General features: G+C 69.9%; 21 protein-coding genes. 14 read left to right on the top strand and 7 right to left on the bottom strand.

Annotated features, from left to right (window positions below):
- Both KBX00_RS11800 and KBX00_RS11795 read right to left on the bottom strand, forming a co-directional pair.
- The coding region (locus KBX00_RS11800) for an S-adenosylmethionine synthetase N-terminal domain-containing protein (RefSeq protein ID WP_301547726.1) at positions 1–382 on the bottom strand (382 nt) is incomplete at its 3' end.
- A gap of 156 nt (positions 383–538) precedes the next feature.
- A complete protein-coding gene (locus KBX00_RS11795; protein WP_301547795.1) occupies positions 539–1,708 on the bottom strand; it encodes a 3-deoxy-7-phosphoheptulonate synthase in 1,170 nt (389 codons plus the stop codon).
- 875 nt (positions 1,709–2,583) lie between these two features.
- Between KBX00_RS11795 and KBX00_RS11790 the strand changes: the two genes are divergently transcribed.
- The 3 genes from KBX00_RS11790 (at position 2,584) to KBX00_RS11780 (ending at position 6,633) form a co-directional block, all read left to right on the top strand.
- Positions 2,584–5,346 (top strand): LuxR family transcriptional regulator, encoded by a 2,763-nt coding sequence (locus KBX00_RS11790; RefSeq protein ID WP_210826127.1) that lies wholly within the window; start codon positions 2,584–2,586, stop codon positions 5,344–5,346.
- A gap of 101 nt (positions 5,347–5,447) precedes the next feature.
- Positions 5,448–6,254 carry a MarR family transcriptional regulator gene (locus KBX00_RS11785; RefSeq protein WP_210826126.1) on the top strand — a complete coding sequence of 269 codons (807 nt, stop codon included), beginning with the start codon at positions 5,448–5,450 and terminating at the stop codon, positions 6,252–6,254.
- A gap of 28 nt (positions 6,255–6,282) precedes the next feature.
- Entirely contained in the window at positions 6,283–6,633 is a 351-nt protein-coding gene (locus tag KBX00_RS11780; protein ID WP_301547725.1) for a VOC family protein, read from the top strand.
- Positions 6,634–6,668: 35 nt separating this feature from the next.
- Here KBX00_RS11780 and KBX00_RS11775 read toward each other — a convergent pair whose 3' ends face one another.
- The 4 genes from KBX00_RS11775 to KBX00_RS11760 all read right to left on the bottom strand — a co-directional run bounded on the left by KBX00_RS11775 (position 6,669) and on the right by KBX00_RS11760 (position 10,763).
- Positions 6,669–8,294, bottom strand: a complete 1,626-nt coding sequence (locus KBX00_RS11775) for a cation acetate symporter (protein WP_210826124.1) — start codon at positions 8,292–8,294, stop codon at positions 6,669–6,671.
- Between the two features lie 34 nt (positions 8,295–8,328).
- Positions 8,329–8,709 (bottom strand): DUF485 domain-containing protein, encoded by a 381-nt coding sequence (locus KBX00_RS11770; protein WP_210826121.1) that lies wholly within the window; start codon positions 8,707–8,709, stop codon positions 8,329–8,331.
- A 42-nt stretch (positions 8,710–8,751) separates the two neighbouring features.
- On the bottom strand, positions 8,752–9,375 hold the full coding sequence (locus KBX00_RS11765) for a phosphatidylserine decarboxylase (RefSeq protein ID WP_210826119.1): 624 nt from the start codon (positions 9,373–9,375) through the stop codon (positions 8,752–8,754).
- A gap of 68 nt (positions 9,376–9,443) precedes the next feature.
- On the bottom strand, positions 9,444–10,763 hold the full coding sequence (locus KBX00_RS11760) for a metallophosphoesterase (RefSeq protein ID WP_210826117.1): 1,320 nt from the start codon (positions 10,761–10,763) through the stop codon (positions 9,444–9,446).
- 250 nt (positions 10,764–11,013) lie between these two features.
- Here KBX00_RS11760 and KBX00_RS11755 point away from each other — a divergent pair, with 250 nt between their 5' ends.
- From KBX00_RS11755 to KBX00_RS11700, 11 genes are all read left to right on the top strand, one after another.
- Positions 11,014–11,427: a DoxX family protein gene (locus tag KBX00_RS11755; RefSeq protein WP_210826115.1), complete on the top strand. Its 414-nt coding sequence runs from the start codon at positions 11,014–11,016 to the stop codon at positions 11,425–11,427.
- 196 nt (positions 11,428–11,623) lie between these two features.
- Positions 11,624–12,898 (top strand): ATP-grasp domain-containing protein, encoded by a 1,275-nt coding sequence (locus KBX00_RS11750; RefSeq protein ID WP_210826113.1) that lies wholly within the window; start codon positions 11,624–11,626, stop codon positions 12,896–12,898.
- On the top strand, positions 12,895–13,746 hold the full coding sequence (locus KBX00_RS11745; protein WP_307868488.1) for a Rossmann-like domain-containing protein: 852 nt from the start codon (positions 12,895–12,897) through the stop codon (positions 13,744–13,746). The genes KBX00_RS11750 and KBX00_RS11745 overlap by 4 nt, the downstream gene beginning before the upstream one ends.
- Positions 13,740–14,816 (top strand): PLP-dependent cysteine synthase family protein, encoded by a 1,077-nt coding sequence (locus KBX00_RS11740; RefSeq protein ID WP_210826111.1) that lies wholly within the window; start codon positions 13,740–13,742, stop codon positions 14,814–14,816. Before KBX00_RS11745 ends, KBX00_RS11740 begins: the two co-directional genes overlap by 7 nt.
- Positions 14,813–15,835 (top strand): dipeptide epimerase, encoded by a 1,023-nt coding sequence (locus KBX00_RS11735; RefSeq protein WP_210826109.1) that lies wholly within the window; start codon positions 14,813–14,815, stop codon positions 15,833–15,835. Before KBX00_RS11740 ends, KBX00_RS11735 begins: the two co-directional genes overlap by 4 nt.
- Positions 15,832–17,067 carry an MFS transporter gene (locus KBX00_RS11730; protein WP_210826108.1) on the top strand — a complete coding sequence of 412 codons (1,236 nt, stop codon included), beginning with the start codon at positions 15,832–15,834 and terminating at the stop codon, positions 17,065–17,067. Before KBX00_RS11735 ends, KBX00_RS11730 begins: the two co-directional genes overlap by 4 nt.
- Positions 17,064–17,867, top strand: a complete 804-nt coding sequence (locus KBX00_RS11725) for a bifunctional 2-polyprenyl-6-hydroxyphenol methylase/3-demethylubiquinol 3-O-methyltransferase UbiG (protein ID WP_210826106.1) — start codon at positions 17,064–17,066, stop codon at positions 17,865–17,867. Before KBX00_RS11730 ends, KBX00_RS11725 begins: the two co-directional genes overlap by 4 nt.
- 29 nt (positions 17,868–17,896) lie before the next feature.
- Positions 17,897–19,462 carry an ABC transporter substrate-binding protein gene (locus tag KBX00_RS11720; RefSeq protein WP_301547724.1) on the top strand — a complete coding sequence of 522 codons (1,566 nt, stop codon included), beginning with the start codon at positions 17,897–17,899 and terminating at the stop codon, positions 19,460–19,462.
- Positions 19,459–20,403, top strand: a complete 945-nt coding sequence (locus KBX00_RS11715) for an ABC transporter permease (protein WP_210826105.1) — start codon at positions 19,459–19,461, stop codon at positions 20,401–20,403. Before KBX00_RS11720 ends, KBX00_RS11715 begins: the two co-directional genes overlap by 4 nt.
- Entirely contained in the window at positions 20,400–22,790 is a 2,391-nt protein-coding gene (locus KBX00_RS11705; protein ID WP_307868486.1) for an ATP-binding cassette domain-containing protein, read from the top strand. Before KBX00_RS11715 ends, KBX00_RS11705 begins: the two co-directional genes overlap by 4 nt.
- Complete coding sequence (locus KBX00_RS11700; protein ID WP_210826104.1) at positions 22,787–23,362, top strand: GNAT family N-acetyltransferase; 576 nt, start codon at positions 22,787–22,789, stop codon at positions 23,360–23,362. Before KBX00_RS11705 ends, KBX00_RS11700 begins: the two co-directional genes overlap by 4 nt.
- 33 nt (positions 23,363–23,395) lie before the next feature.
- On the opposite strand, the gene KBX00_RS11695 is transcribed toward KBX00_RS11700, so the two are convergent.
- Positions 23,396–24,592, bottom strand: a complete 1,197-nt coding sequence (locus KBX00_RS11695) for an NAD(P)/FAD-dependent oxidoreductase (protein ID WP_210826103.1) — start codon at positions 24,590–24,592, stop codon at positions 23,396–23,398.
- Between the last annotated feature and the right edge of the window lie 71 nt (positions 24,593–24,663).

Genomic DNA, 24,663 nt, shown 5'->3' with positions numbered 1-24,663 from the left:
CACCGGCGCCCTGCGCGTCCAACGCACTCTCCGACGCCCCGGTCCGCAACTCGAACGCGTTGTCCACACCCTGCGCGATGTCCGGCGACTGCGAACCGATCGAAACACTCACCCCACACGACGCCCCATCGAAACCCTTCTTCGACGAGTCGTACCCGATACCCAGAATCGTCTCCCGCACGATCGTCGGAATATCGGCGTACGCCTTCGTCGTCACCTCACCGGCAACATGCACCTGACCAGTGGTGATCAACGTCTCCACCGCCACCCGACTATGCGGATCCTGCGTCAACAAGGCATCGAGAATGCCATCACTGATCTGATCGGCGATCTTGTCCGGGTGGCCTTCCGTGACCGATTCGGACGTGAAGAGACGTCGCATGCTTGTGCCTTTCGGTGTGAGGAAGTCGGCGCCGGGTGCCGGCCGGAGCGGAGGAACCGCGCTCGCGACCTTGGCGCCGGTGGGGACGGAGGGGGTGCTGCACGTGCAATGGCCCGGCATCGGGGCCCAACATGACCGCCGCCATGGACGAGGTGGTCACCGGCTCGCCACCCCCTTGGCCCACGCTTCGACGAGATCGACAGCCTGTTCGAGGTTGAGTCTCGGATCGCACAGCGAGGTGTAGTGGCGAAGTAGATCATCTTCGCTCCTCACCGAACCACCGATGCACTCGGTGACGTCACCCGCCGCCAGTTCCAGGTGGAGACCGCCGGCGCGTTGGTTGTTCGCCTCCACGATGTCGCGGAACATGAGCGCTTCGGTGATCATGTCGGTCAGGTGCCGTGTCTTCAGCCCGAGCCTGTGTGACATGCGAGTGTTGCCGTGCATAGGATCGCTCAGCCAGATCACCGGGTGCCCGGAGCTGCTGACCCGTCGGACGATGGGCGGCAGAACCTTTCGGATCTCTGCCCGACCCATTCTCGGGATCAGAATGAGCCGACCGGGCTCGCGTCGCGGGTCGAGGAGGTCGCAGAGCCGGGCGACCTCGTCCGGGGTGGCGCTCGGCCCGATCTTGCAGCCAACCGGATTGGTGACGGTCCTCAGTAGGGCGACGTGTGCGCCGTCCGGTTGACGGGTTCGATCTCCCACCCACGGCACGTGCGTCGAGGCGAGGTACGGCTCGCCGGTAGCGACTGCCCGACGGACCAGGCGGGTCTCGTAGTCGATGATCAGCGCCTCGTGGCTGGACCACGGCCCCTCGACGGTGGGTGCGAGGCGCTGGCGCCGCCGATGGTCCCGCATCGCTCGCTGGGCTCGCTCGCTGGCATCGTAGGCCCACAGCATGCGGCTCGGGTTGGCCTGTCGATGCGAAAGCGTGGCGATCTCCGAATTCACCATGTGCCCGCGAAACGCGGGGATGCTGCCGTCGCCATGCTGCTCCGTCGCACGGGATCTGGGCTTGGCGAACTGCCCGCCCATTCGTCCGATGCAGACGACTCGGGAGCTGGTGCAATCCCCCAGGTGCTCGGCCACTTTGTCGAGAACCCGCAGCTTCTCGGCAATGTGTGGACCACTGGACTCGTAGAAGCTCTCCGCGCAGTCGCCAGCTTGCAGGAGAAGGGCGTCTCCGCCGGGCAGCGCCGAGAGGGACGTACGCAGACTGTTAATTTCCGCAGATGTCACCAGCGGTTCTGATTTGGCCAGACTTGTGCATGCTTCGTGGTGGTCAGTGTGGTTTCGCCAATCCGGTTGCTGTGTTGCCGGCATGCCCTCCCACGGCCAGGTTTGGACAAACTCCGCAGTAGCGCTGGGTGGTTGCATGTCTAATCCTGTCGCTCAATGTGTTGCCTTTCACAGAACCAGTCAGTGAGTGGGCTTGCTATGGCCGGGTCTTGAGGGGTTATTGAGAGCCTCGCCCAACTGTCGGCGTCACACATCACGTCTTCGCGTTGAACACGTGGGTTGGCCGGCGCCGCTACCGCTACCGCTGGCGCTACCACCGCTACCGTTGTCGGTAGCGGGGGGAGCGGCCGTACCGAGCGATCGAGGGCCGGTTGGGTCCACGGAGCGCAAGCGGCCAAGAGGTTGGCGCTCTCCGCCAAACCCTGGTTTTGCCGGATACGTCCACTTTGTTCACCTGTGGTGCCGCTCTCGCCTGTCGCGTGGCGAGCTGCAGGCGGGCGGCATTATGGCTGGTGGCGGGGCGGTAAGCGGCGGGAAGATCGCCTTTGTCGTACCCGGAGCACCAAAATCGAACATTCGGTTAACGCCTCCTCGGGGACGCGCTTCTTGACCTTTCCCCACCCACCTGGACTGTCCGCAACGTCCGTCTGTGAACCCGTTCCACACGTTTCACGCTGCCGTAACGTAAGGTGGTCGTAGCTTTTTGATCGTTACCAGCACTACGTTCTGGCGGCATCTGCCTGGACCTTGAAGGGTTAGGTACCATGTTTACTATTTTTCGGCATATGTAATGAGAACCTTCTATGCCTGGCAGGATGGCTGGTGGCCAGGCTCTTGACCTGCATCAATCCAGCTTGATATAACGCGATTACGCCATCTCGTGCGCGAATTGTTGACCATAGATCCATGGGCATGGTTGCGTCGCAGTTAAGGAATGCGGCTTCGACCGGGGGGTACGCGTGCATCTGCTAGTCGGACGTGAACGGAAATATTCCACGCTGGTCGGGCATGTGGACGCCGTCCTGCAGGGCGCGGGTGGGTGCATTATCCTGGAAGGGCCGATCGGTATCGGCAAGACCCGTTTGCTGCGGGCGGCGAGCCTCGCCGGAGCTGAGCAGGGGGTCACCGTAAACTATGTGCGAGTCGGGAGCGCTGACCGCCCGACGCCGGTGCGGGAATTGGTCAACTTCCTCCGACACCTGATATCGAGCGGGTTCGAATTCGACGAACTTGTCCGTCCGGACGTCAATCCCTTCCTGCTCGCCGATCGTCTGGCCGAACTGTTCGACAAGGCGGCGTGCCGGCGTCCTCTCCTGGTCATCCTCGACGACATCCACCAAGCGGACGAGGTGAGCGCCCTGGCGTTGCAGAACCTCGTGCAGTCGCTCGCCTCGTCGCCCGTGCTGTGGCTGCTCGCCCGTCGGCCGATCCCTGCTCACTCGCTCGCGCAGCAGGCCATCGGCTGGCTGATCGACCGGTCGGCGGTGTCACTCCGGCTGGGGCCGCTGGACGAGGGCGCGGTGGCGAAGCTGTGTGCCGACACCCTCGGTGCCGAGCCGGACGACTCGGTGCTCGCCTGGGCAGCGCGATGCAACGGCAATCCCCGGCTCTTGCAGATGCTCCTTGAGGCGTTGGTGGAAGCAGGCGAGATCGTCGTCGTCGACGGCAGGGCCTGCACCTCCGCCGACCGTCTGCCGGAGGGCGTCGGTCCCGCGTTGGACCGTCTGCTGGGCGAACTGCCGGACCGGGTTCGGCGCCTGCTGATAAAGGGCAGGAGCATCGGTCGCACGTTCTCGGTGGCGGAGGTGGCGCCTCTGCTCGGTGACCCCGGCCTCGACCTGTCCGCTGCGGCTCACGAAGCGGTGCAGGGTGGGCTGCTGACCAGAAGCGGTGCCACCATGGCCTTCGCGCACGACCTGGTCGCCGAGGGCCTTGAGCACTCCGCGTCGCGGACTGTGGATGATGGTCCGCCGGTTGCCAAGGCCGCCGTCAGGTTGCGGCGGCCCGCGCGGTCGAGGGCGAGAAACTTCCACTCGGAAGGACAGGCCGCCCAGCGCCCCCTCCCTTCGACCGCGCCTGCGCAGTCGTCCGGATGCGGGTGTGCGGAGATTCTGACTCGGGTGATGAGGACGCTGGTCGGGCAGTTCGAGCAGCTCCCGCAATCGCTGGCTCGGGCCTGCAACCTGCTCGCCGGGGCCGGACGGGCGGTGGAGGCCGGCCGGCTCGCCGAGCCCATCGTGCAGGCCGGTATCCCCCCGGCAACCCAGGTGCAACTGACGCTCGATCTTGCGGCCCGGATGACGGCCGCCGGACAGGTCGGGATGCCGGTCGAGTGGCTGCAGCGCACCTTGGCGCGGCGGGATCTCGACGAATGCCACCGGGTGGCGGTCAAGCAGGCGCTCGCCGACCTCACCAGCGGCTCGACCTACCGCCCCCCTCCGGACGTACTACTGCCCGGTGGCGGGAGGTGGGCCGCAGCCGCGAGTTCGTACCGCGACGGCGGCGAGGTTCCGGCGACCGACCGGACAGCTCGGGCCGGCGGCTGGCAACCGACCGCCGCCCGAGCCGGCGACACCGGCAGCGGCGCGTACGGCCTGCGGTCCGGTGGCAACAGGTCCTGCGTGACCTGCGAGCCACCGCTCTGGACGTGGCTCATTCGGGCCCTCGTCGCCACCGATCAGATGCACGAGGCTTCCGCCGCCTGCGCCGCGATCAGGCAGGAGGCGGAAAGGGCGGGCCGGGCATGGTCGGAGCCGCGGTGGCACGGACACCAGGCCGAGCTCCTGGTGACTGCCGGCCAGCTCAACGAGGCCCGCCTCGCCGCTGAGGCCGGGCTCCGTGTCCTGGACCGGTCGGGACCGGAGGACTCCGTGCTCGCCCGCGCGGTCCTTACGCGGATCAGCCTGCACCTGGGCGAACCGGACACCGCGAGTGAGCACCTCCGTAAGGCCGAACGCCTTCTGCACCACGACGCCGCCATCGACCGACTCGGCTTCAACTGGGCGCTGGCGCAGTTCCACGCCGCGAGCGGGCGTCCCAACCAGGGAGTGCAGACACTGCTCAGCGGAGGCTCGGCTGGGGCCCCTGACCGATTTCTGTTCGCCGAAGCGCCGACCGCGGCCGCGTTGGCGGTGCGGATGGCCCGCAAGGCGGGACTCGCCGCCGAGGCGGAACGGGCGGTGGAGATCGTGCGTTCTCTCGCCGATCAGAACCCGGACGCGGAGTCCCTGGCCGCCGGCGCCGATCACGCGGAGGGACTGCTGCGTGGTGACTTCGCCGCCATGCACCGCGCCGTCGAGCACTATCGCCGCAGTGGGCGTCGGTTGGCGGCGGGTGTCGCGCTGGAGGACACGGCAAAGGAAGAACAGATTGCCCGGAACCAGCCGGAAGCAGCGCGGCTGCTGGAGTCGGCTTTCGACCTCTACGAGCAGTGCGGCGCACGGCGGGACGCCAGCCGGGTGCAGGCGAAGCTTCGTCACCTCGGCGTTCCTGCGGGCACCCCGGGCGCTGACCGACCCACGTCCGGCTGGGAGAGCCTGACGACTGCGGAACTGCGTGTCGTGCGGGCCATCGTGGACGGGCGGACCAACCGAGAGGCTGCCACCATGCTGTTCCTGTCGCCGCACACGGTCGACAGCCACCTGCGACGTGTCTTCGCGAAACTGGGGATCCGGACGCGCGTGGAGTTGACCAAACACTTCATCTCACACGAGTCGTCGTGACACCTCGGCGCGATCACCTCCGGCCCATGTTCAGGCCGTACCGGTCAGACAAGTACCAGCGTCGACTATCCAACTAACTGCTTTGATGTAAAATCCTGTTTGTGTGTTCCGCAATCAATCCAGAGCCACCGGGAGTCCTCCGTCTCACGGCGCATCCGCTGCGGTGGCGGTTGCTGGCCGAGCTGGCGCGAAGCGACCGGCAGGTCCGCGAGCTGATGGAGCTGATCGGCCAGCAGCAGAGCCTGACCTCCTACCACCTCGGGCAGTTGCGGGCGGGTGGATTGGTGACGGTGCGTCGCAGTTCGGCGGACAAGCGTGACAGCTACTACAGCCTCAACCTCCTCGCCTGCCGCAACCTGCTCGCCGAAGCCGGCGCTCTGTTGCATCCGGGCTTACGGCTGACGCCCGCCGCCCTGGCGCCGCCCGGACCAGATCCGCGTGGGGCGGGCGAGTTGCCGGTCCGGGTGATCTTCCTCTGCACAGGCAACAGCTCCCGATCGCAGATGGCTGAGGCGATACTGCAGCAGCTGGGCGGCGAACGCGTCGACGTGGTCAGTGCAGGAGGCCAACCCAAGCCGCTGCACGCGAACACGGTGCGGGTCATGGGCGAGAGCGGCATTGACATGACCAAGCGGCGTCCGAAGCACCTGAGTGATTTCCTGGAACAGCGCTTCGACTACGTGATCAGCCTCTGTGACCGTCTTCGCGAGGTCTGCCCCGACTTTCCGCGGGCGAGAGCGGTGGTGCACTGGAGCGTCCCGGATCCAGCGGCCGAGGCGGTTTCCGCCGAGCAGAGCTATGCGCAGTTCCAGCGGACCGCGGAGGAACTCAGGACGCGAGTCGAGTTTCTTCTCTACGCGATCGACCATGCCACGGCGGCTCGGGAGGGAGCTAGCGTTGTCGGGTAAGCCTGCGGAACTGGTCAACGTCCGGTACATGGTTGACGATGTGGATGCGGCGATCGACTTCTACACCACGCACCTTGGGTTCACGCTCAGGATCAGCGCGGCGCCAGCGTTCGCCGACGTCATTCGGGGCAACCTGCGTCTCCTGCTGAGTGGCCCGATGAGTTCGGCAGGCCAGGCCATGCCGGACGGCACCCGGCCGGGGCCGGGCGGGTGGAACCGTATCCACATCCTCGTGGACGACATCGTGGCATGGGTGGCGGAGCTGCGGGACGCTGGCGTGGCCTTCCGTAACAACATCGTCACTGGCCCGGAAGGGCGGCAGATCCTCGCCCTTGATCCCTCCGGGAATGTGGTCGAGCTCTTCGAGCCCGCCGGCTGAGGTCGGCGTACCGGCATGCTCGGAAAGCGGCCTGTTCAGTGCTGACGTCTCTGGCGCGGCAGCCACCGTCGTGACCGGGGTGCGCCCGGCTCGCCGTCAGCGGCAGCCAGGGCGGGGCTGGTGGTCACCGCCTCGGCGGCACCGATTCCGGTCAGCGCTCGTACCTGCATCACGGCATACTTCGCGTCGTTGCGTTCGCTGCTGACTACCGCACCCAGGTAGCCCAGGAGGAAGGACGCCGGAATGGACACCAGCCCCACGTGCCGCCACGGCAGATAGGCGAAGTCCGCTCCGGGGAAGAGCGCCAGCGGGTCACCCGACACGGCAGGGGAGAAGGTCACCAGGGCCAGGGTGACCGCGACGCCACCGTACAGGCAGCAGAGAGCGCCCACCGTGTTGAATCTCCGCCAGAACCAGGCGAACAGCAGCGCGGGGAAGATCGACGACGCGGCCATCGTCACGTCGAGCGACATGAGGAAGGTGAGATTCGCGTCCACGAACAGGATGGCAACCCCGGCCAGCAGCAGGCAGATGACCACCACCGCGCGGCGGGCCACGGACACTTCGTGTCGTTCCCCGCCATCCCGGCGGTCGGTGAGGTTCAGTTGGATGTCGCGGGTGAAGCTGGCGGCGGTGACGAGAGCGAGTCCTGCGGTCACCGCGACGATCGTGGTGAAGACGACGGACGCGACGAACATCCGCATCGGTACGCCGCCGAGCTCGACCGCCAGCAGGGCGACGACCGGCGAATGTTGGTCGGGAGACGCCAGCAGCCCACCCGGACGCACCAGGGCAGCGGCACCGAAGCCGATCAGGACGATGAGTAGGTAGTACGGGGTGATCAGCCAGATCGCCCAGGAGACCGAGCGCCGGACGTCGCGGGTCCCGGGCACGGTCAGGAAACGGATGAAGAGGTACGGCAGCACGGCGTGCCCCACCATGACGGTGAGTACCTGGGATGACATCTCCAGCGGCTGCGGTGAACGGTGTCCAGTCGGTGCCGGCCCTGACAGATCTCTGCCGCTCGTTGTGGCACCGCCTACCGCCTCACCGAACAGCCTGGCCACGTCGAATCGGTAGTAGACCAGGAGCGCACCCGCGAGCACGAGCACGGCCGTGAGCAGCAGTGCCGCATTGATGATCTGAGTCCACGTGGTACCGCGCATCCCGGTGTAGTACACGGTCGTGGCGGTGAGGCCGGCGATCGTGAGGATGATCAGTGGCCGGGCGGCAGCTCCGTCCAGGCCGAGCAGCAGCGCGAGTAGGTTGCTCGCAGCCACCAGCTGGATCGTCATGTAGAGGAAGGACACCACGAGCGTGACGGTCCCGGCAGCCATCCGGACCGGTCGCGCTCTCATCCGGAGGCTCAGGGCGTCGCCGAGGGTGTACCTGCCGGTGTTCCGCAGCGGCTCGGCGACCAGCAACAGTGTGACCAGCCACGAGACGGCGAAGCCGGCGGCCAGCAGCACGCCACGCCGGCCGTGCCATGCGATCTGGTCGCTGAGGGATACGAACGACGTCATCATCGTGAACGTGCCGAACAGCGCAAGGCCGTTCTGTCGTGAGGTGAAGGTCCGGTCGCCGACGTAAAAGTCCGAGCAGGTGTCCCGGGCTCGCCCCAGGCGGGATACCACGAGCAGGATGATCAGGCTGAAGATCATCAGTACGGCAGTGCCCGGTATGACGGACCGAGCGTCATCGTCGGCTCCGCTCGAACTGCGCCCGGACGATCTCGGCGAGGGGATCAAGACGACGGCGCGTGTAGACCAGGTGGATGACGGTGACGACGCAGGGAAGTACGAGCAACCCGGCGGCAAGCACCAGGGTGAGGTCGATGCCGGCGACGCTGGAGCCGCCCTGCGGCTCGGATGTCCAGCTCATGAGTGCGACGATGCCGGCGAAGACGGCGAGGAACAGGGCAGCCATCGAGACGAGGTAACGACGCGATCGTGACCGGAGCCGAGTGAACGCGAGGCTCTGTTGCAGTTCGACGTAAGCCTCCGTGTCGTCTGGCCCGACCTCGCTGAAGCCGTGCCTGTCTGCCGTGGTCGACCGGATGTCTTCCTGGGTGGTCATCGAGCTTCCCTTCGTCAGCGGGGTGGCAGACGTCGGCCGCCGCTATGCCAAGGGTGTGCGTGCCGCACGTGTTCTCTTGCCGACGCCGACGGTGGGGGTGACATCGGGAGGCAGGTACACGTCGACCCGTGAGCCGAACCGGATCAGCCCCATGCGTTCGCCTCGGCGGACTGCCTCGCCGGCCGCCACGTAGGGCACGATGCGTCGCGCCACGGTACCGGCGATCTGCACGAATTCCAGCTCGCCGAGCGCCGTGTCGAGGCGCCACACGACCCGCTCGTTCCGTTCGCTGTCCTTGTTGAAGGCAGGAAGGTACCCGCCCGAGATGTGCTCTACCGAGACCACGACACCGTCGCACGGAGCACGGTTGACGTGGACGTCAAGCGGGCTCATGAAGATGGAGACCCGGGTACGGCCGTCGGGGCAGGAATCAATGCGCTGTACGAAGCCGTCGGCGGGGGAGAGCACGAGACCCTGGGCAGGCTCCCGCTCGGGGTCGCGGAAGAACCACAGCATCAGTCCGGTAACCGCGGCCAAGGGTGGTGCGGCGAGCGCGCACGGCCGTGACCATCGCGATGCGGCCGCCGTGACGGCAGTCAGCGCCACCGCCGGGACGAGCCAGGGACTCGATCCCCTCGCCAGTCGTGGCACACCCCGTTCGATCATCGCACCGCCTCTGGTACGGACACCGGCACCCGGCCGCGCACCTGCTTCCGCTGCTCCGTCCATCGGGTTCACCCCCGAGCCTGTAGCTCGACGATGGCCATCTCGGGCGGGATTCCGGCTCGCACTGGCGGACCGAAGAAGCCGGCGCCCCGGGTGACGAAGATCGAGGTGTCCTGCTTCTTCGCCAAGCCCGCGACGACTGGCTGCTGCAATCCGACGAGCCGGTCGAAGGGTGCGGTCTGTCCACCGTGGGTGTGTCCCGACAGTTGCAGGTCGACGCCGTACTGCACGGCCGTGTGCAGTTGCACGGGCTGGTGTGCCAGGAGGAGTGAAAAGCGGGCCGGGTCCCGATCACGCAGCGCCGTGGCGAAGTCCGGGCCCTGCCGGTCGTACATCGGGGCCATGACGTCGTTGACGCCAGCCAGGTCGAAGGCGGCGCCTCCGGACGCGATCTCCACCCGCTCGTTGAGGAGCGGCCGGATCCCCAACTCACGCACCTGGTCGACCCACTCCTCGACCCCGGAGGAGTACTCGTGGTTGCCGGTCACGAAGTAGGTGCCGTGCCGGGACCGCAACTGCCGCAGTGGCTCGGTGTCGCGCCCGATCTCGGCCACCGTGCCATCTGCCAGGTCGCCCAGAATGACCACCATGTCGGGCTGTTCGCGGTCGACGATTCGAACGATCCGTTCTGCCATCTCGCGGTGGATGAAGGGGCCGAAGTGGGTGTCGCTCACGACGCCGATACGAAAACCGGAGAGGCGTGGATCGAGCTTGGCCAGGGGGATCCGGACCCGCGTCGTACGCAGATCACTGAACGCGGTGCGCAAACCGTAGCCGGTGACACCCGCCGCCACTCCGCATGCCGCGAGAGCGCAGACCCGAGAAAGCAGGAGTCGACGGTCCGGGTTGGCGGGCCCGGAACTCCGATGCGCAGGTCTGTTCCCGTTCGTCGGCCGGGGACGCGTCGTCGCTCCGCCGACCGGCCGTTGCGGAGTCGGTGGACCCACCATGGCGACCGAGGTCGCCGGTGACTCGGACCGGGGGCGGGGCACCTCGGCCGTGGCCGTTCGGCCGCTACGGCGCCACCAGAGGGTGAGCGCCAGCCGCGGGATTTCCAGCACCAGGAGAGAGAGCAGCAGGTAGAACATCAGGGCGATCCACCCATAACCCGCCCACGCCAGCCACCAGGCGTCCACGCCGACGGTCCGGGTGACCGCGAAACCGATGACGCCGACGAGCCCGAGGACGACGATCACTGCCGTACCGATCCGACGCCAGGTGCCGGGGAAGGTGGTGGACCGCACGAGCCGCGCCCACAGATAAAGGTGAATCGATAGCGCAAGCAGCGAAATAATTGCGAAAAAGATGGCCGGATTGTCCGTCAGCATTTACACACACCTGCTCGTGTTGATTCGAAAGCGGCGGTCATTCCCCGTGGCATATACTAAAAGCGCTGGCGGTACGGGCAATGACGTGTCCACGTGATCCGAGCCGAATGGGCGCCGATGGCTGGCGCGATTCGCTCCGACAATCGCGCGATTGCGTGGTGCCGGCCGGTGATCGGTTCTGGGAGTCTCCATGGTGGCGGAGGAGAGAAGCCTTACGGCTCTCGGACGAGATGACACGGGGAGCGTGCCGATGACGACACCCGGACGCCCGCCGACGGCAACGGTACGACCGCGGCGACAACTCCTGACCGGGGCGCTCTGGTGCCTACAGGTGCTCCTGGCGGCGGTCTTCATCTCGGTGGCGGTGGCGAAGCTGAGCGGGGCACCGTCGTCCGTGCAGACGTTCGACTCGATCGGCCTCGGTCAGTGGCTTCGGTATCTCACCGGTGCCGTCGAGCTGGCCGGCGGGGTCGGTCTGCTGGTCCCGCGTCTGGCGACGCTCGCCGGCCTCGGCATGGCCTGCGTCATGGTCGGTGCCAGCGTCGCCAACCTGCTGGTCCTCGCACCAGCCATGACCCTGGTGACAATTCTGCTCGGTGTCGCGTCCGTCGTGGTGGCGGTCGGTCGGTGGCCAACTGGTCCCGGTTCGTCGGCGAGCCGCTGAACGCATCGGCCGCCCCGTTCGATCGTACGGCTGACCCGATGTCGGGCAGATCCACGAGGCGACGCCGGTTTCTTCGGTGTCGGCCGGCCGCGGTGATGAGGACTTTCAGTGCTGCCCGGGGGGAGCCAACTAGCCATCGCAAATGACAACCGTTATCGTCTGGTGGTCGGGGATCCCTGGACGTCGGGAGTGCGCGGTGGGACATCTGTTGGTGGTCGAGAGCTGGGTCGGTGCGATGAGCACCCTGCTGCCCCGGGCGATCCGGGAAGCAGGGCATCGGTTCACCTTCCTGACCAGGAACCTGCACCACTACCTGCGCCAGGGCAACGGCGTGGCGGCGCACCAGCTGCTCACCGCGGACAACGTGATCACCGCCGAGACCAACGACCTGGACATGCTGCTGCCCCAGGTCCAGCGACTGCACGAGGTGCTGCGCTTCGACGGAGTCATCACGTCCTGCGACTACTACCTCGGCACCGTTGCCCGGCTGGCTGCACACCTGGGTCTACCGGGTGCTCGACCGGAGGCCGTCGAGCACGCCTGCCGCAAGGACCTGGCGCGGCAGCGGATGCGGATGGCCGGCCTGCCCGGTCCGGCGTTCGCGGTCACCGAGGACTGGCCGGGTACGCAGGCCGCCGCGCGTACGCTGGGCTTCCCGCTGGTGGTCAAGCCGGTCGACCTGTGCGCCGGGATGCTCGTCCGGCTGGTGACCGACCTGACCGAACTGCGTGCGGCCTTCGACGCCCTCGACGAGTTCCCGGTCAACGCCCGCGGCCAGCGGCGCTCACCGCGGGTGCTGCTGGAGGAGGTGCTGGTCGGGCCGGAGGTCAGCGTCGAGACCGTCACCGTCGACGGCGCGACGACGGTGCTCGGCGTGACGGACAAGAGCCTGGCCGGTGAGCCGTGGTTCGTCGAGACGGGGCACATGTTCCCCGCCGCGCTGGACGCCGCGGCGGTCGCCGCGGTGGGCGACATGACGACCGCCGCTCTCGCCGCGGTCGGCTTCGACCGGGGCGTGGCGCACACCGAGTTGCGGCTCACGGCCGCCGGGCCACGGGTGGTGGAGATCAACCCTCGTCCGGCGGGCAACCAGATCACCGAGCTGGTCCGGCGGGGGACCGGGGTTGATCTGCCCATGGTGTACACCCAGCTCGCCCTCGGCGAACAGCCGGACCTCACGGTTTCCGACACGGGCGTGCGCAGCGCGGCCATCTCGTTCCTGCTGCCGTCCCGCGCCGGCACCGTCGCCGGGATTGACGGTGCCGCCACGCTGGCCGCAGCGCCCGACGTCGTCGACTGGGCGGTGCCGGCCGCCGGGCATCGCACCGGCGACGCGGTGAGCAACAACGCCTACCTCGGTCACGTCATGACCGTGGACACCACCGGCCTCGGCGCCCGCGCCCGGGCCGAGGAACTGGTCGCCGGCCTGAAGGTGCGGTACGCCGACGAGCTGACCGGGGCGCTGGCGTGACGACACCCGCACCGGTGGAGACCGGTGTGCCGTTCGCGTCCGTGACGGACCTGATCGAAGCCGTCTGCGCGGGCCGGCTCGGGCCTGACCCGACCACCGAGCAGGTGAGCGTCGCGTTCACCACCCGGCAGGGTGCCCGGCACGCCGGGCGCGGCCGCAGCTACCGCAACCAGGTGCTGAGTCTGCGGGTGGGCGTCACCGTCGGGTCCTGCGCGACGGAGCCGGACGAGCTTACCGACGAGGTCGCGTACGACTGCGTGGGCCGCAGCGTCGCGGAGCTGCTCACCCACCCGGTGCCGGCGGTCCGCGTCGCGGTCCTGGACGCCTACCTCGCCGCCGCCCGCCCGCACGCACACGCCGCCGACGACACGGTCACCATCCCCGCCGGCACCTCGCTGGCCAAGTCGACCGCCAGAGCCGCCGCGGTGGTGGACCTGACAGCGGTGGAACCGGGGCAGCGCGTCCTGGTCGTCGGCGTGGTCAACTCACTGCTCGGGCAGTTGCGCCGGCGCGGCGTCAGCTACCTGCCCTGCGACCTGGCGGGCGGCAGCACCGAGTGGGACGAGCCGTGCCTGCCGGACGCCGCCGTCCTGCTGGACCGCTGCGACGCGCTGCTGGTGTCCGGCATGACGCTCGGCAACGGCACCTTCGAGCCGCTGCTGCGGCACGCGCGTACCACCGGCAAACCGATGGTCGCCTTCGCGCAGACCGGCAGCGCCGTCCTGCCGTGCTTCCTCGGCGCCGGGCTCAGCGCCGTGTCCGCCGAACCGTACCCGTTCTTCTGGCTCGACGGCGGACCGACCACGCTGTACCGCTACCGCGCCGCCGTCGGGCCGTCATCATGCTGATCGACCCCGCGCCGGCGACGTGCGCTCCGCACCTGTTGGACCTGCTGGGCCGCTCCCCGGTGGCGTTCGTCGACACCCCGCTGCCGCACCCGCACGGCGGCTTCCACGCAAAGGTGGAGTATCTGCACCCCGGCGGCATGAAAGCGCGCGCCGCCGTGGCCATGCTCCAGGCCGCCCGGCAGCGCGGCGACCTTCGGCCGGGAGCCACCGTGGTGGAATCCACCAGCGGCACTCTCGGCATCGGCCTGGCGTTCGCCGGCCAGGCCCTGGGCCATCCGGTCATCCTCGTGGTGGACCGCGAGATCGAACGACCGATGCGGGCGCTGCTGACCGCGTACGGGGCGGTGGTCGAGCAGGTCGAGCGGCCGCACCCGGTCGGCGGGTGGCAACAGGCCCGCCTGGACCGACTGCACGAGATCATCGCCCGCACACCCGATGCCTACTGGCCCGACCAGTACCACAACCCGGACAACGCCGCCGGCTACCACACCCTCGCCGCCGAGCTGACCGGGCAGGTCGAGGTCGTCGACGTGCTGGTGTGCAGCGTCGGCACCGGCGGGCACAGTGCCGGCCTGGCCCGGGCACTGCGGGGGCGCTGGCCCCGGATGCGGCTGGTCGGTGTCGACACGGTCGGCTCGACGATCTTCGGCCAGCCCGCGCGGCCACGGCTCATGCGCGGGCTGGGCAGCAGCATCTTTCCCCGCAACGTCGACTACACCGCCTTCGACGAGGTGCACTGGATCGGCCCGGTGGAGGCGGTGGACACCTGCCGCCGGCTGGCCCGCTCGGCCTTCGTCACCGGCGGTTGGAGCACCGGCGCCGTCGCCCGGGTCGCCGCGTGGATCAGCCGCATGCAGCCCGGTGCCCGGGTGGTCACCATCTTTCCGGACGGCCCGCACCGCTACCTCGATTCGATCTTCGACGACACGTTCTGCGCCGCCCACGGCCTGTTCGCCCCCGCCCCGGCCCACCCGATCGAGATTCCGCACCCGAACGCCGTGGAGGTCACCCGGTGGAGTCGCTGCCGGACCGTCCTCGACCCGCTGCGCCGGCTGGCGGTGCCGGTGTGAGACTCGGCTGGCGCACCTACCCGCTGCGGCTGCGTGAGCCGCTGCGGATCTCCCGCTCGACGATGCCGGGCCGCGACGCCGTTCAGATCGATCTGTCCCACGACGGCGTCACCGGCCACGGCGAGGTCGTCACGAGCGTCTACTACGGCCTCGACCTGGTCGCCATCCTCGATCTGCTGGCCCGGCTCCGACACCGGGTGCGCGGCTACGGCGAACCCGAGAGGCTGCTCGCGGACCTGCCCGCGCTCGCCGCCGAGCTGCCCGCCGGTGTGCTGGCGGCCCTCGACGCCGCCGTGCACGACCTGCTGGGCCGTCGCGCCGGGATGCCGGTGCACCAGTGGCTCGGCCGGCCGGACTTCTCCCCGGCGCCCACGGCCTACACCATCGGCCTGGTCAGCCCGGAGGACGCCGCCGGCGCCGCTCGGGCGTTGGCTCGGCGCGGCTTCCAGCTGGTCAAGGTCAAGTGCGGCGACGCCGCCGACCCGGCGCGGATCGCCGCCGTGCGGGCCGCCATGCCGGATGCCCGGCTGGTGCTCGACCCCAACGGCGCCTGGACAGCCGAGCAGACCGTGCGGTTGCTCGACACGCTGCGTGGGCACCGTATCGACGCCGTCGAACAACCCATCGCGCCCGGCACACCGCGACGGCTCGCCTGGATCAGCGCGCGCACCGACGTACCGGTCATCGCCGACGAGGACGCCGCGACCGTGGCACACCTCGACGTCCTGGTGGGCGCGGTCACCGGCATCAACATCAAGATCGCCAAGTGTGGCGGCATCCACGCCGCGCAGCGGATCGCCGCCACGGCCCGTGGATACGGCCTGGACCTCATGCTGGGGTGCCTGGTGGCCAGCTCGCTGGGCATCGCGCCGGCGGTGCACCTGACGGGGGATGCCCGCTGGATCGACCTGGACGGGCATCTGCTGCTCGCGGACGACCCGTGGACGGGTATCGGCGGCCACGACGGCCTCCTGCGGCTGACCGACCAGCCCGGTCTCGGCGTGCGGGCGGCCCGATGAGCACGTGGACCACCCTGCGCGGCTTTCCGTTGCCGATCCGGCTGCTGGTGGTCAACCAGTTCGGCGTCAACGTCGGCTTCTACCTGCTGCTGCCCTACCTCGCCGGCTACCTGGCCGACGACGTCGGCCTGTCCGCCGCCGTGATCGGCATCGTGCTCGGCGTGCGGAACCTCAGCCAGCAAGGGCTGTTCCTGCTGGGCGGCTCGGCCGCCGACCGGCTCGGTGCCCGCGGCGTCATCATCACCGGCTGCGCCCTGCGTACCGTCGGCTTCGGACTGTTCGCCCTCAGCACGTCGCTGCCGCTACTGCTGGCCGCGTCCATCCTGTCCGGCCTGGCCGGGGCGCTGTTCAACCCGGCCGTACGCAGCTACGTGGCGCAGGCCGCCGCCGACCGGCGTGCCGAGGCGTTCGCGTTGTTCAACGTGTTCGCCAGCGCGGGCGCGTTGCTCGGGCCACTGCTGGGCTCCGCCCTGCTGCTCGTCGACTTTCGGATCGCCGCGTTGACCGCCGCGGCGGTGTTCGCCGCGCTCACCGTGGCGCAGGTGATCTGGCTGCCCGCCCAACCGGTGACCGCCACCGAGGCCACCGTCTGGCAGGACTGGCGTGACGGCATCGCCGACCGCCGGTTCCTGGCCTTCAGCGTGGCGCTGGCCGGCATGTTCGCGTTGCAGACCCAGTTGTACCTGATCCTGCCGGTGCAGGCGGAACACGTCACCGGCCAGCCCGTGGCGGTGGCCGTGCTGTTCGTCGTCTCCACCGTCGTGACGCTCACCCTGCAACTGCCGCTGACCGGCTGGCTGCATCGCCGCGTCAGCCGCGGCGCGAGCATCACGGCCGGCATGGCCGTCATGGGAGCCGGTTTCCTGCTGCCGCTGCTGCGGGTGGAATCGGCGCCACCGGTGTTGCGGCTGCTGCCGGTACTGGCCGCCGCCGTCCTGCTCACCGTCGGGGTGATGATCACCCAGCCGTTCGTCCTGGAGCTGATCCCCGCCTTCGCCGGGCAGCGCCTGACCGGCACCTACTTCGGCCTGTTCTACCTGGTGTCCGGGATTCTCGCCGCCGGCTGCACCGCCGCCGTCGGTGCGGCGGTGGGCAGCTCCGCCGGCGTGCCCCCGGCGGCGTGGCTGCTCACCGCCGGCGTCGGGCTCGGGTCGGCCGGTGCGGTGTGGCTGCTGCGCCGTGGCGGCCAGCTCACGCCCGCACCGGCTGCGACGTCGGCGGGTGTGTCGTGACTGGAGAGAACTTCCTCACCGACAACCCGGAGCTGTACGAGCAGCAGTTCCCCGACCCGGAGCACGTCGCCGCCCGGTTCGTCGACGACCTCGTACGCCGATTCGCCGACCGCGCCGTCACCACGCCCCGGTTGCTCGACGTCGGCTGCGGCACCGGCCGCGACGCCGGGCACCTGGCCACCCTCGGCTACGCCGCCACCGGGCTGGACAGGTCGGTGCCGATGCTCACCTACGCGCAGCGCCGCCACCCTGCCGTCCGGTTCGTGCAGGCCGACCTGCGCACCTTCGACCTGACCGACCGCTTCGACGTCATCACCTGCCTGGACAGCGCGCTGCTGTACTGCCACCACAACGCCGACCTGACCGTGTTCCTGCGGCGCTGCCACCGGCACCTGCGCCCCGGTGGACTGCTGCTGGCGGAGATGCGCAACGGCGCGTTCTTCCTCGGCAACACCGAACTGCTCGACGGCATCCGCACCCGGACCGTGACCTGGCACGACGTCACGTACACCTCCGCGACGCGGTTGTGGATCGACCACCGTGCGCAGTTGCTGCGCCGCGAGCGCGTCTGGACCTGGCCGACCGGCCCGCGACCGCTGGTGCAGACCTCGGCCTGGCGGCTGCTGTTCCCCGCCGAACTGCGGCACCTGCTCGACACCGCCGGGTTCGACGTCGTGGCCCTCTTCGACACGCCCGGTCCACGGACCGATCCGCCCTGGCACCCGGCAGCCGTGCTGTCGGACGTGCTGTCCGGCGACCGGCTGCACCTGGTCGCCCGCCGTCGCAACGACGCGGCGTAACTCACCTCTGCACCGAAGGGATATTTACCATGATTTATCAGCCAGTCACCGTGCCGCGGGTATCGCGCCGTGGCCTGCTCGGCGGCGCCGCCGCCGTCTCCGCCGCCCTGCTGACCGGCTGCGGCCCGAGCGCGGACCCGGCCAGCACCTCGGCCGGGCAGCCTCGGCGCGGCGGTCGGCTGCGGGCGGCGTTCGCCGGCGGCGGTGTCAACGAGACCTTGGACCCGCACCTGGCGAACCTGTTCAACGAGGCGTCGCGCGCCAAGGCGATGTTCGACAAGCTCGCCGACTACGGCCCGGACGTCTCCATCCAGCCCCGCCTCGCCGAACGGTGGGAGCCCAACAGCGACCTGACCCGTTGGCGGATTACCCTGCGCGAGGCCACGTTCCACGACGGCAGGCCGGTCCGCGCCGTCGACGTGCTCTACAGCTACGCCAGGATCACCGACCCGGAGCGGGCGTTCCGCGCCAAGGCCAGCCTCGACCTGCTCGACCTGCCCAACAGCCGCGCCGTCGGCGACCGCACCCTGGAGCTGGCCCTCAAGCGGCCCTTCGCCGAGTTCCCCAACGCGCTTGCCGCGTTCGGCGCGTACATCGTCCCGGAGGGCGCCGACAGCTTCGAGCGGCCCGTCGGTTCCGGACCGTTCACCTTCGACTCCTGGCAGCCCGGCCGGTCGCTGCTGCTCAAGCGGTACGACGGCTACTGGGAGGGCGCCGCGCACCTCGACGAACTGGAGTATCTGATCAGCAACGAGGAGTCGGCACGGGTCAACGCCCTGCTCGCCGGCCAGGTGGAGTACGCGCACGACATCACCCCCACCACGGCCCGTACCCACGCCGACGGTGGCCGGATGGCCGTCGTCCGGATGCCGAACAGCACCATGCAGTCGCTCGCCATGAAGGTCGACCGGCCACCGTTCGACAACCGCGACCTGCGCGAGGCCATGTTCCTGCTCACCGACCGCCAGCAGCTGGTCGACACCGTCCTCGCCGGTTCCGGACAGGTCGGCAACGACCTGTTCGGCAAGGGCTACCAGTACTACGCCGACGACATCCCCCAGCGCATCCCCGACCTCGACCGGGCCCGGTTCCTCGTCGACAAGGCCGGCGCCAGGGGCCTGCGGATCCCGCTCGACACCGCGTCGGTGGCAAGTGGTTTCGTCGAGGCCGCAAGCGTCTTCGCCGACCAGGCCAAGCAGGCCGGCCTGGTCATCGAACCCGCGCTGGGCAACAAGGACACCTACTGGAAGGACATCCTCAACTCCGGGGTGCTGGCCTCGTACCGTTCCGGTGCCATGCCCATCGAAACGCACATCTCCCAGCGGCTGCTGACCAACTCCACCACCAACGCCACCCGGTGGGCCCGACCGGAGTTCGACGCCCGCTACGCCGAGGCCGTCTCCAGCGCCGACGAAGCGACCCGCCGGCAGGCGTACGGCGACATGCAGCGCACCCTGCACGCCGAGGGCGGATTCCTGATCTGGGGCTTCGCGGACTTCCTCGTCGCCACCGCGCCCCGCGTCGGTGGGGTCTCCGCCGACGCGCCGGCCAACACCCTCGACTGGGCCCGCTTCGACAAGGTCTGGCTGGGGTGAGTCTGCCCCGCTACGCCGCCGGGCGGCTGCTGCTCGGCCTCGGGCAGGTCGCCGGGATCACCACGATCGTGTTCGTGCTCACCGAGGCGCTGCCCGGTGACGCCGCCGTGGTGATCGCCGGCGACCACCCCGACCCGGCCCGCATCGCCGCGATCCGGGCGCAACTGGACCTCGACCAACCGGCCTGGCAGCGCTACCTCGACTGGCTGACCGACCTGATCCGTGGTGACCTCGGCGTCTCGCTGATCTCGCAGCGGCCGATCGTCGAACGCCTCGCCGACAGCGCGGCGGCAACGCTGCTGTTGGCGACGGTGACCCTGCTGGTGCTGGTACCGCTCGCCGTCGCGCTGGGCATGCTGGCCGCCCGCCGGGAAGGCGGGCGACTGGACCGGGCCGTGTCCGCGGTGTCGGTCGCGCTGTACGCGGTACCCGAGTTCGCCCTGGCGATCCTGCTCATCGCCGTCTTCGGCGTCCGACTCGGCTGGCTGCCACCCACCGCGTTCGGCGCCGAACTGCTCGCCCGGCCGGCCGTGCTCGTGTTGCCGCTGCTGGTGCTGCTCGCCCGGCCGATCTGCACCATCAGCCGCCTCACCCGCGCCGGCATGCTCGACGCCCTGCGCGGCGAGCACGTGCGCCACGCCCGGCGGCTCGGCATCACCGGCAGCCGGCTCTGGCTGCGCCACGCGCTACCCGGCGCGCTGGCACCGGTGGTGCAACAGCTCGCCCGGACCACCGACTGGCTGCTCGGCGGCGTCATCGTCGTCGAGGCGGTGTTCGTCATCCCCGGGCTCGGCACCGCCCTCGTCGACGCCGTGTCCACCCGCGACATCCCCACCGTGCAGGCGCTGTGCGTCCTGGTGGCCGTCACCACCGTGGTGGTTAACCTGGCCGCCGACCTGGTGGCGTTCCGACTCGCACCCCGGATCGGGGTCGTGCGGTGAGGCGGCTGCGCACCCTGACCGGGGTTGTCCTGCTCGCGGTGCCGCTCGTGCTGGCCGTGATCGGCCCGCTGTTGGCGGGCGAGCCGGGCGACCGCACGTTCCCGTTCGCCGACGACGGCCTGCTGGGCACCGACTTCGTCGGCCGCGACGTGGCACAGCAGGTCCTGCTCGGCGGTCGCTCCGTCGTCGTGGTCGCCGTCAGCGCGACGCTGCTGGCGTACCTCCTCGGCGTGCCGGCCGGGCTGCTGGCCGCCGCCACCCGCCGCCGGTGGGTCGACGAGCTGCTCATGCGTCCGCTGGACCTGGCGCTGGCGGTGCCGTCGCTGTTGCTGCTGATCCTGCTGGCCGCCACCGCGCCGCCCGGCCCGCTCACCCTCGTCGGGATCGTCGCGCTCATCGGCCTGCCGGAGATCACCCGGATCACCCGGGCCGCCGCGCTGCCGCTGGCTCACGGGCCGGCCATGGAGGCGATGCGCCTGTACCGCGAGACCTGGTGGCGACGTGGTCCCGGCTACGTCGGCACCGGCATCCGACGGGTCCTGCTGGCCGACGCCGGAGTCCGGTTCATCGGCGCCATCTACCTGGTGGCCACCGCCAGCTTCCTGGGCATCGGCGTGGCACCCGACGCCGCGGACTGGGCCGTCATGGTGGACCGCAATCGCACCGGCCTGTTCCTGCGACCCTGGTCCGTCGCCGTGCCGGCCGCGTTGATCATCTGCCTGGCCGTCGGTCTCAACCTGGTCACCGACCGAATGCTGCACACCCCGGCCCCGCGCTGCCCGGCACCACCGAACGCGCCCGCCGCGATCAGCAGCCGGACCCCGGTGCACAGCGCGCTTCTCCAGGTGCGGGAGCTGGCGGCCACGACCGTCGAGCGGACGCTTGTCGACGGCGTCTCCTTCAGCCTGCGAGCCGGCGAGATCCTCGCCGTGATCGGCGCATCCGGCAGCGGCAAGACCACCACCGCCCGGGCCCTGCTCGGCGAGGCAACCCCCGGTGTCACCCGCACCGGCACCATCACCCTGGCCGGTCGGCCCGTCACGACCACCAGCCCGCCCGGACCCGGCACCGTCGGTTACGTACCCCAGCAACCCGGCGCCGCCCTCCACCCCGTACGCCGCATCGGGGCCGTGCTCCACGAGATCGCCCGGCACCAGGCACCCGACGACGGCCGCAGCGCCCGCAGACGTACGGTGGCGGCCACCCTCGAACGCGTCAGCCTGCCGACCGACCGCCGGTTCCTGCGCCGTTTCCCGCACCAGCTCTCCGGCGGGCAGCAACAACGCCTCGTCATCGCCCACGCCCTGTTGGCTCACGCGGTGCTGCTCATCGCCGACGAACCCACCACCGGCCAGGACGCGCTCACCCGCGACGCCGTCGCCCGGGAACTGACGAAACTCGCCTGCGACGGTATCGCCGTCATCCTGCTCAGCCACGACCTGCACCTCGTCAGGACCGTGGCCGACCAGATCCTCGTGCTGCACCGAGGCGCCGCCGTCGAATCCGGCCCGGCCGCCGACGTGCTCGCCGTACCACGGCACCGGCACACCCGGCAGTTGCTCGCCACGCCACCGGCGCGGCCACCGGCGTCGGCCCACCCGGATCGACCGCTGCTGCGCGTCACCAACCTGAGCGCCGCCCACCGCGACGGCCGTCGGCACCGAGACGTGCTCCACGACGTCAGCCTCACCGTCCCCGCCGGACGGTGCCTGGCCGTGGTCGGCCGGTCCGGAAGTGGCAAGACCACCCTCGCCCGGTGCATCGCCGGCCTGCACCCCGCCCGCACCGGCCAGGTGTTCCTCGCCGAGCACCGCCTCGCCGCGTACCTCGACCGGCGCCGGCGCCACGAACTCGGCGCGATCCAGTACGTGTTCCAGGACGCCCGGGCCAGCTTCAACCCCTACCGGCCGGTCCTCGACCAGGTCGCCGGGCCCGCGCGACGCCTGCGGGACGCCACGCCTGAACAAGCCCGCCACGCCGCCCGGCACCTGCTCGACCGGGTGGGTCTGGCCGAACACACCGCGACCCGACAACCCGACCGGCTCTCCGGCGGCGAACTGCACCGCGCGGCGCTCGCCCGCGCACTCGCCAGCGAACCCCGCGTGCTCATCTGCGACGAGACGACCGCCGGGCTCGACCGCATCACCCGGCACGGCATCCTCACCCTCCTCGATGGACTGCGACGTGACCTCCAGCTGGCCGTCGTCGTGATCAGCCACGACCGCGACGTCGTGGCTCACCTCGCCGACCACATCGTCGTTCTCGACGACGGAACCGTGGTCGACAGCGGCCCGGCCGACGACCTGCTCAACCACGCACACCACCCGCTGACCCGCGCGCTTCTGCACACCGACCCGGCGGCCGCCACGGCACCGTCGAACCCATGACCGGAGGAACCATGCCGCAGTACCCACACGACGTGGGCCCGTACGAGATCCGGCCGGCGGAACACCGGCACCTGGACGGCGCCCGCAGCGTCATGCTCGACACCTTCTACCGCGACTTCGGCCACGGCTACCGGCCCGACTGGCACCGGGACGTCGTCGACCTGGACGGCACCTACCTCGCGCCGGAGCAGCACGCACTGTTCGTCGCCACCAAGGGCGACGAGGTGGTCGGCACCACCGCGGTGCGCGCCGGCGGGCCCAAGAGCCCACCGCACCCGGGCTTCCTCGCCCAGCGCTACCCGGACGACACCACCGCGCAGCTGTTCCGGGTCTACGTCCGACCGGAACACCGACGCTGCGGCCTCGCCCGGGCACTCGTCGGCCTCGCCATCGACTTCGTCACCCAGCAACCGCACTATCAGGCGCTCTACCTGCACACAGATCCGCGCGTCGACGGTGCCGAATCGTTCTGGCGGAGCCTGGCCACGCCGATCCACGACCCGCGTGACGGCGGCGACGACATTTACCAGACCGTCCATTTCGAGATCACGTTGCCCGGCCGCCCCCGTTAGCCGCCATCGCGCGACCGGGCGGACCTCGTCGGGCTACGCCGAGCGGTCAGCGGCAGCCCGTGCCGGGCCCGATTCCATCTCCAGCAGTTGCCGGCGCTTGTTGTTGCCGAGCCATCGGTGCGATCCGGGCTTGCGGGCCTCGTTCGTGAGGTGACCAACGGCGAACCGGTAGGTGAGAGCCTTGAGTCGCGCGCCGAGACGGCCGCCGACGAACATCCTGTTCGCGACGTCGTCCCGGCCGGCGAGCTGGTAGATGCCAGCATGCGAGCCCAGGCCGACGCACATGGCGCCGAAGAAGACACTCGCCGGTTCAGGAGAGGTGCCCGCGATGCGCCGCAGCACCGTGTCGGCGGCGTGTGCGCCGAGGCAACTCGCCGTGTACGCGCTCATCCGGTACGGCACGCCGGACGGCGCGGCCGAATCCCCGGCCGCGACGATGCGCTCGTCGTCGACGCTTGTCAGTGTCTCGTCGGTGATCAGGCGGCCGACGGCGTCGGTCCGCAACCCGCTGCGCGTGGCCAGATCCGGCACCCCGAAGCCCGCGGTCCAGACGGTGATCCCACTCGGCAGCGTACGACCGTCGTCGAGCCGCACCGCGTCCCGCGTGACCTCGGTGACCTCGGTGCCGGGACCGGCCAGGACGTCCACGCCGATCCTGGTGAGCGACCCGGCGGCGGCACGCCGTGCCGCCGGATGCAGGTACGCGCCGAGCGGGCCCCCGCAGACCAGACTGACCCGGTGGCCCCGCTCGGCCAGTTCGGCCGCGGTCTCGATGCCGGTGGGCCCGGCTCCGACGACAGTGACCGGGGTCGCCGGCGGCCGGTCGTCGAGGATCGCGCGCAGCCGCCGCGCCGCCTCGAGGGTGGCCATCGGGTGGGCGAACTCGGCCCCGCCGGGAACACGTGGTTCGGCACTCGCGCTGCCCGCCGCGTAGACGAGGTAGTCGTAGCCGAGGATGCCGCCGCCCAGCAGAGTCACACAGCGCCCAGCCGCGTCGATCCCCGTGACGGTGTCCTGGACCAGCCGAACGTCCTCGGCCAACACCTGCCGATAGGGCACGACCGCGTCGTGGACACCGGCGACCAGGTGGTGCAGCCGGAGCCGGATGACGAAGTCCGGCCGCGGATTCACCATGGTCACGGTGACGTCGCCGGGTTGCATCAGGCGATTGGCCGCCATCACGCCGGCGAATCCACCGCCGACCACTACCACCCTGGTGTTCCCTGCCATGTCTGACTCCCTTCGCGGACGGTTCGACACCCAAGACACCGCCAGCACCCCAGGTGTGACCGTCGTGGCGC

Origin of the sequence: Micromonospora sp. C95, from assembly GCF_018070465.1 — a bacterium.
GTDB lineage: Bacteria > Actinomycetota > Actinomycetes > Mycobacteriales > Micromonosporaceae > Micromonospora.
This window is presented reverse-complemented; position numbering and strand designations above follow the sequence as displayed.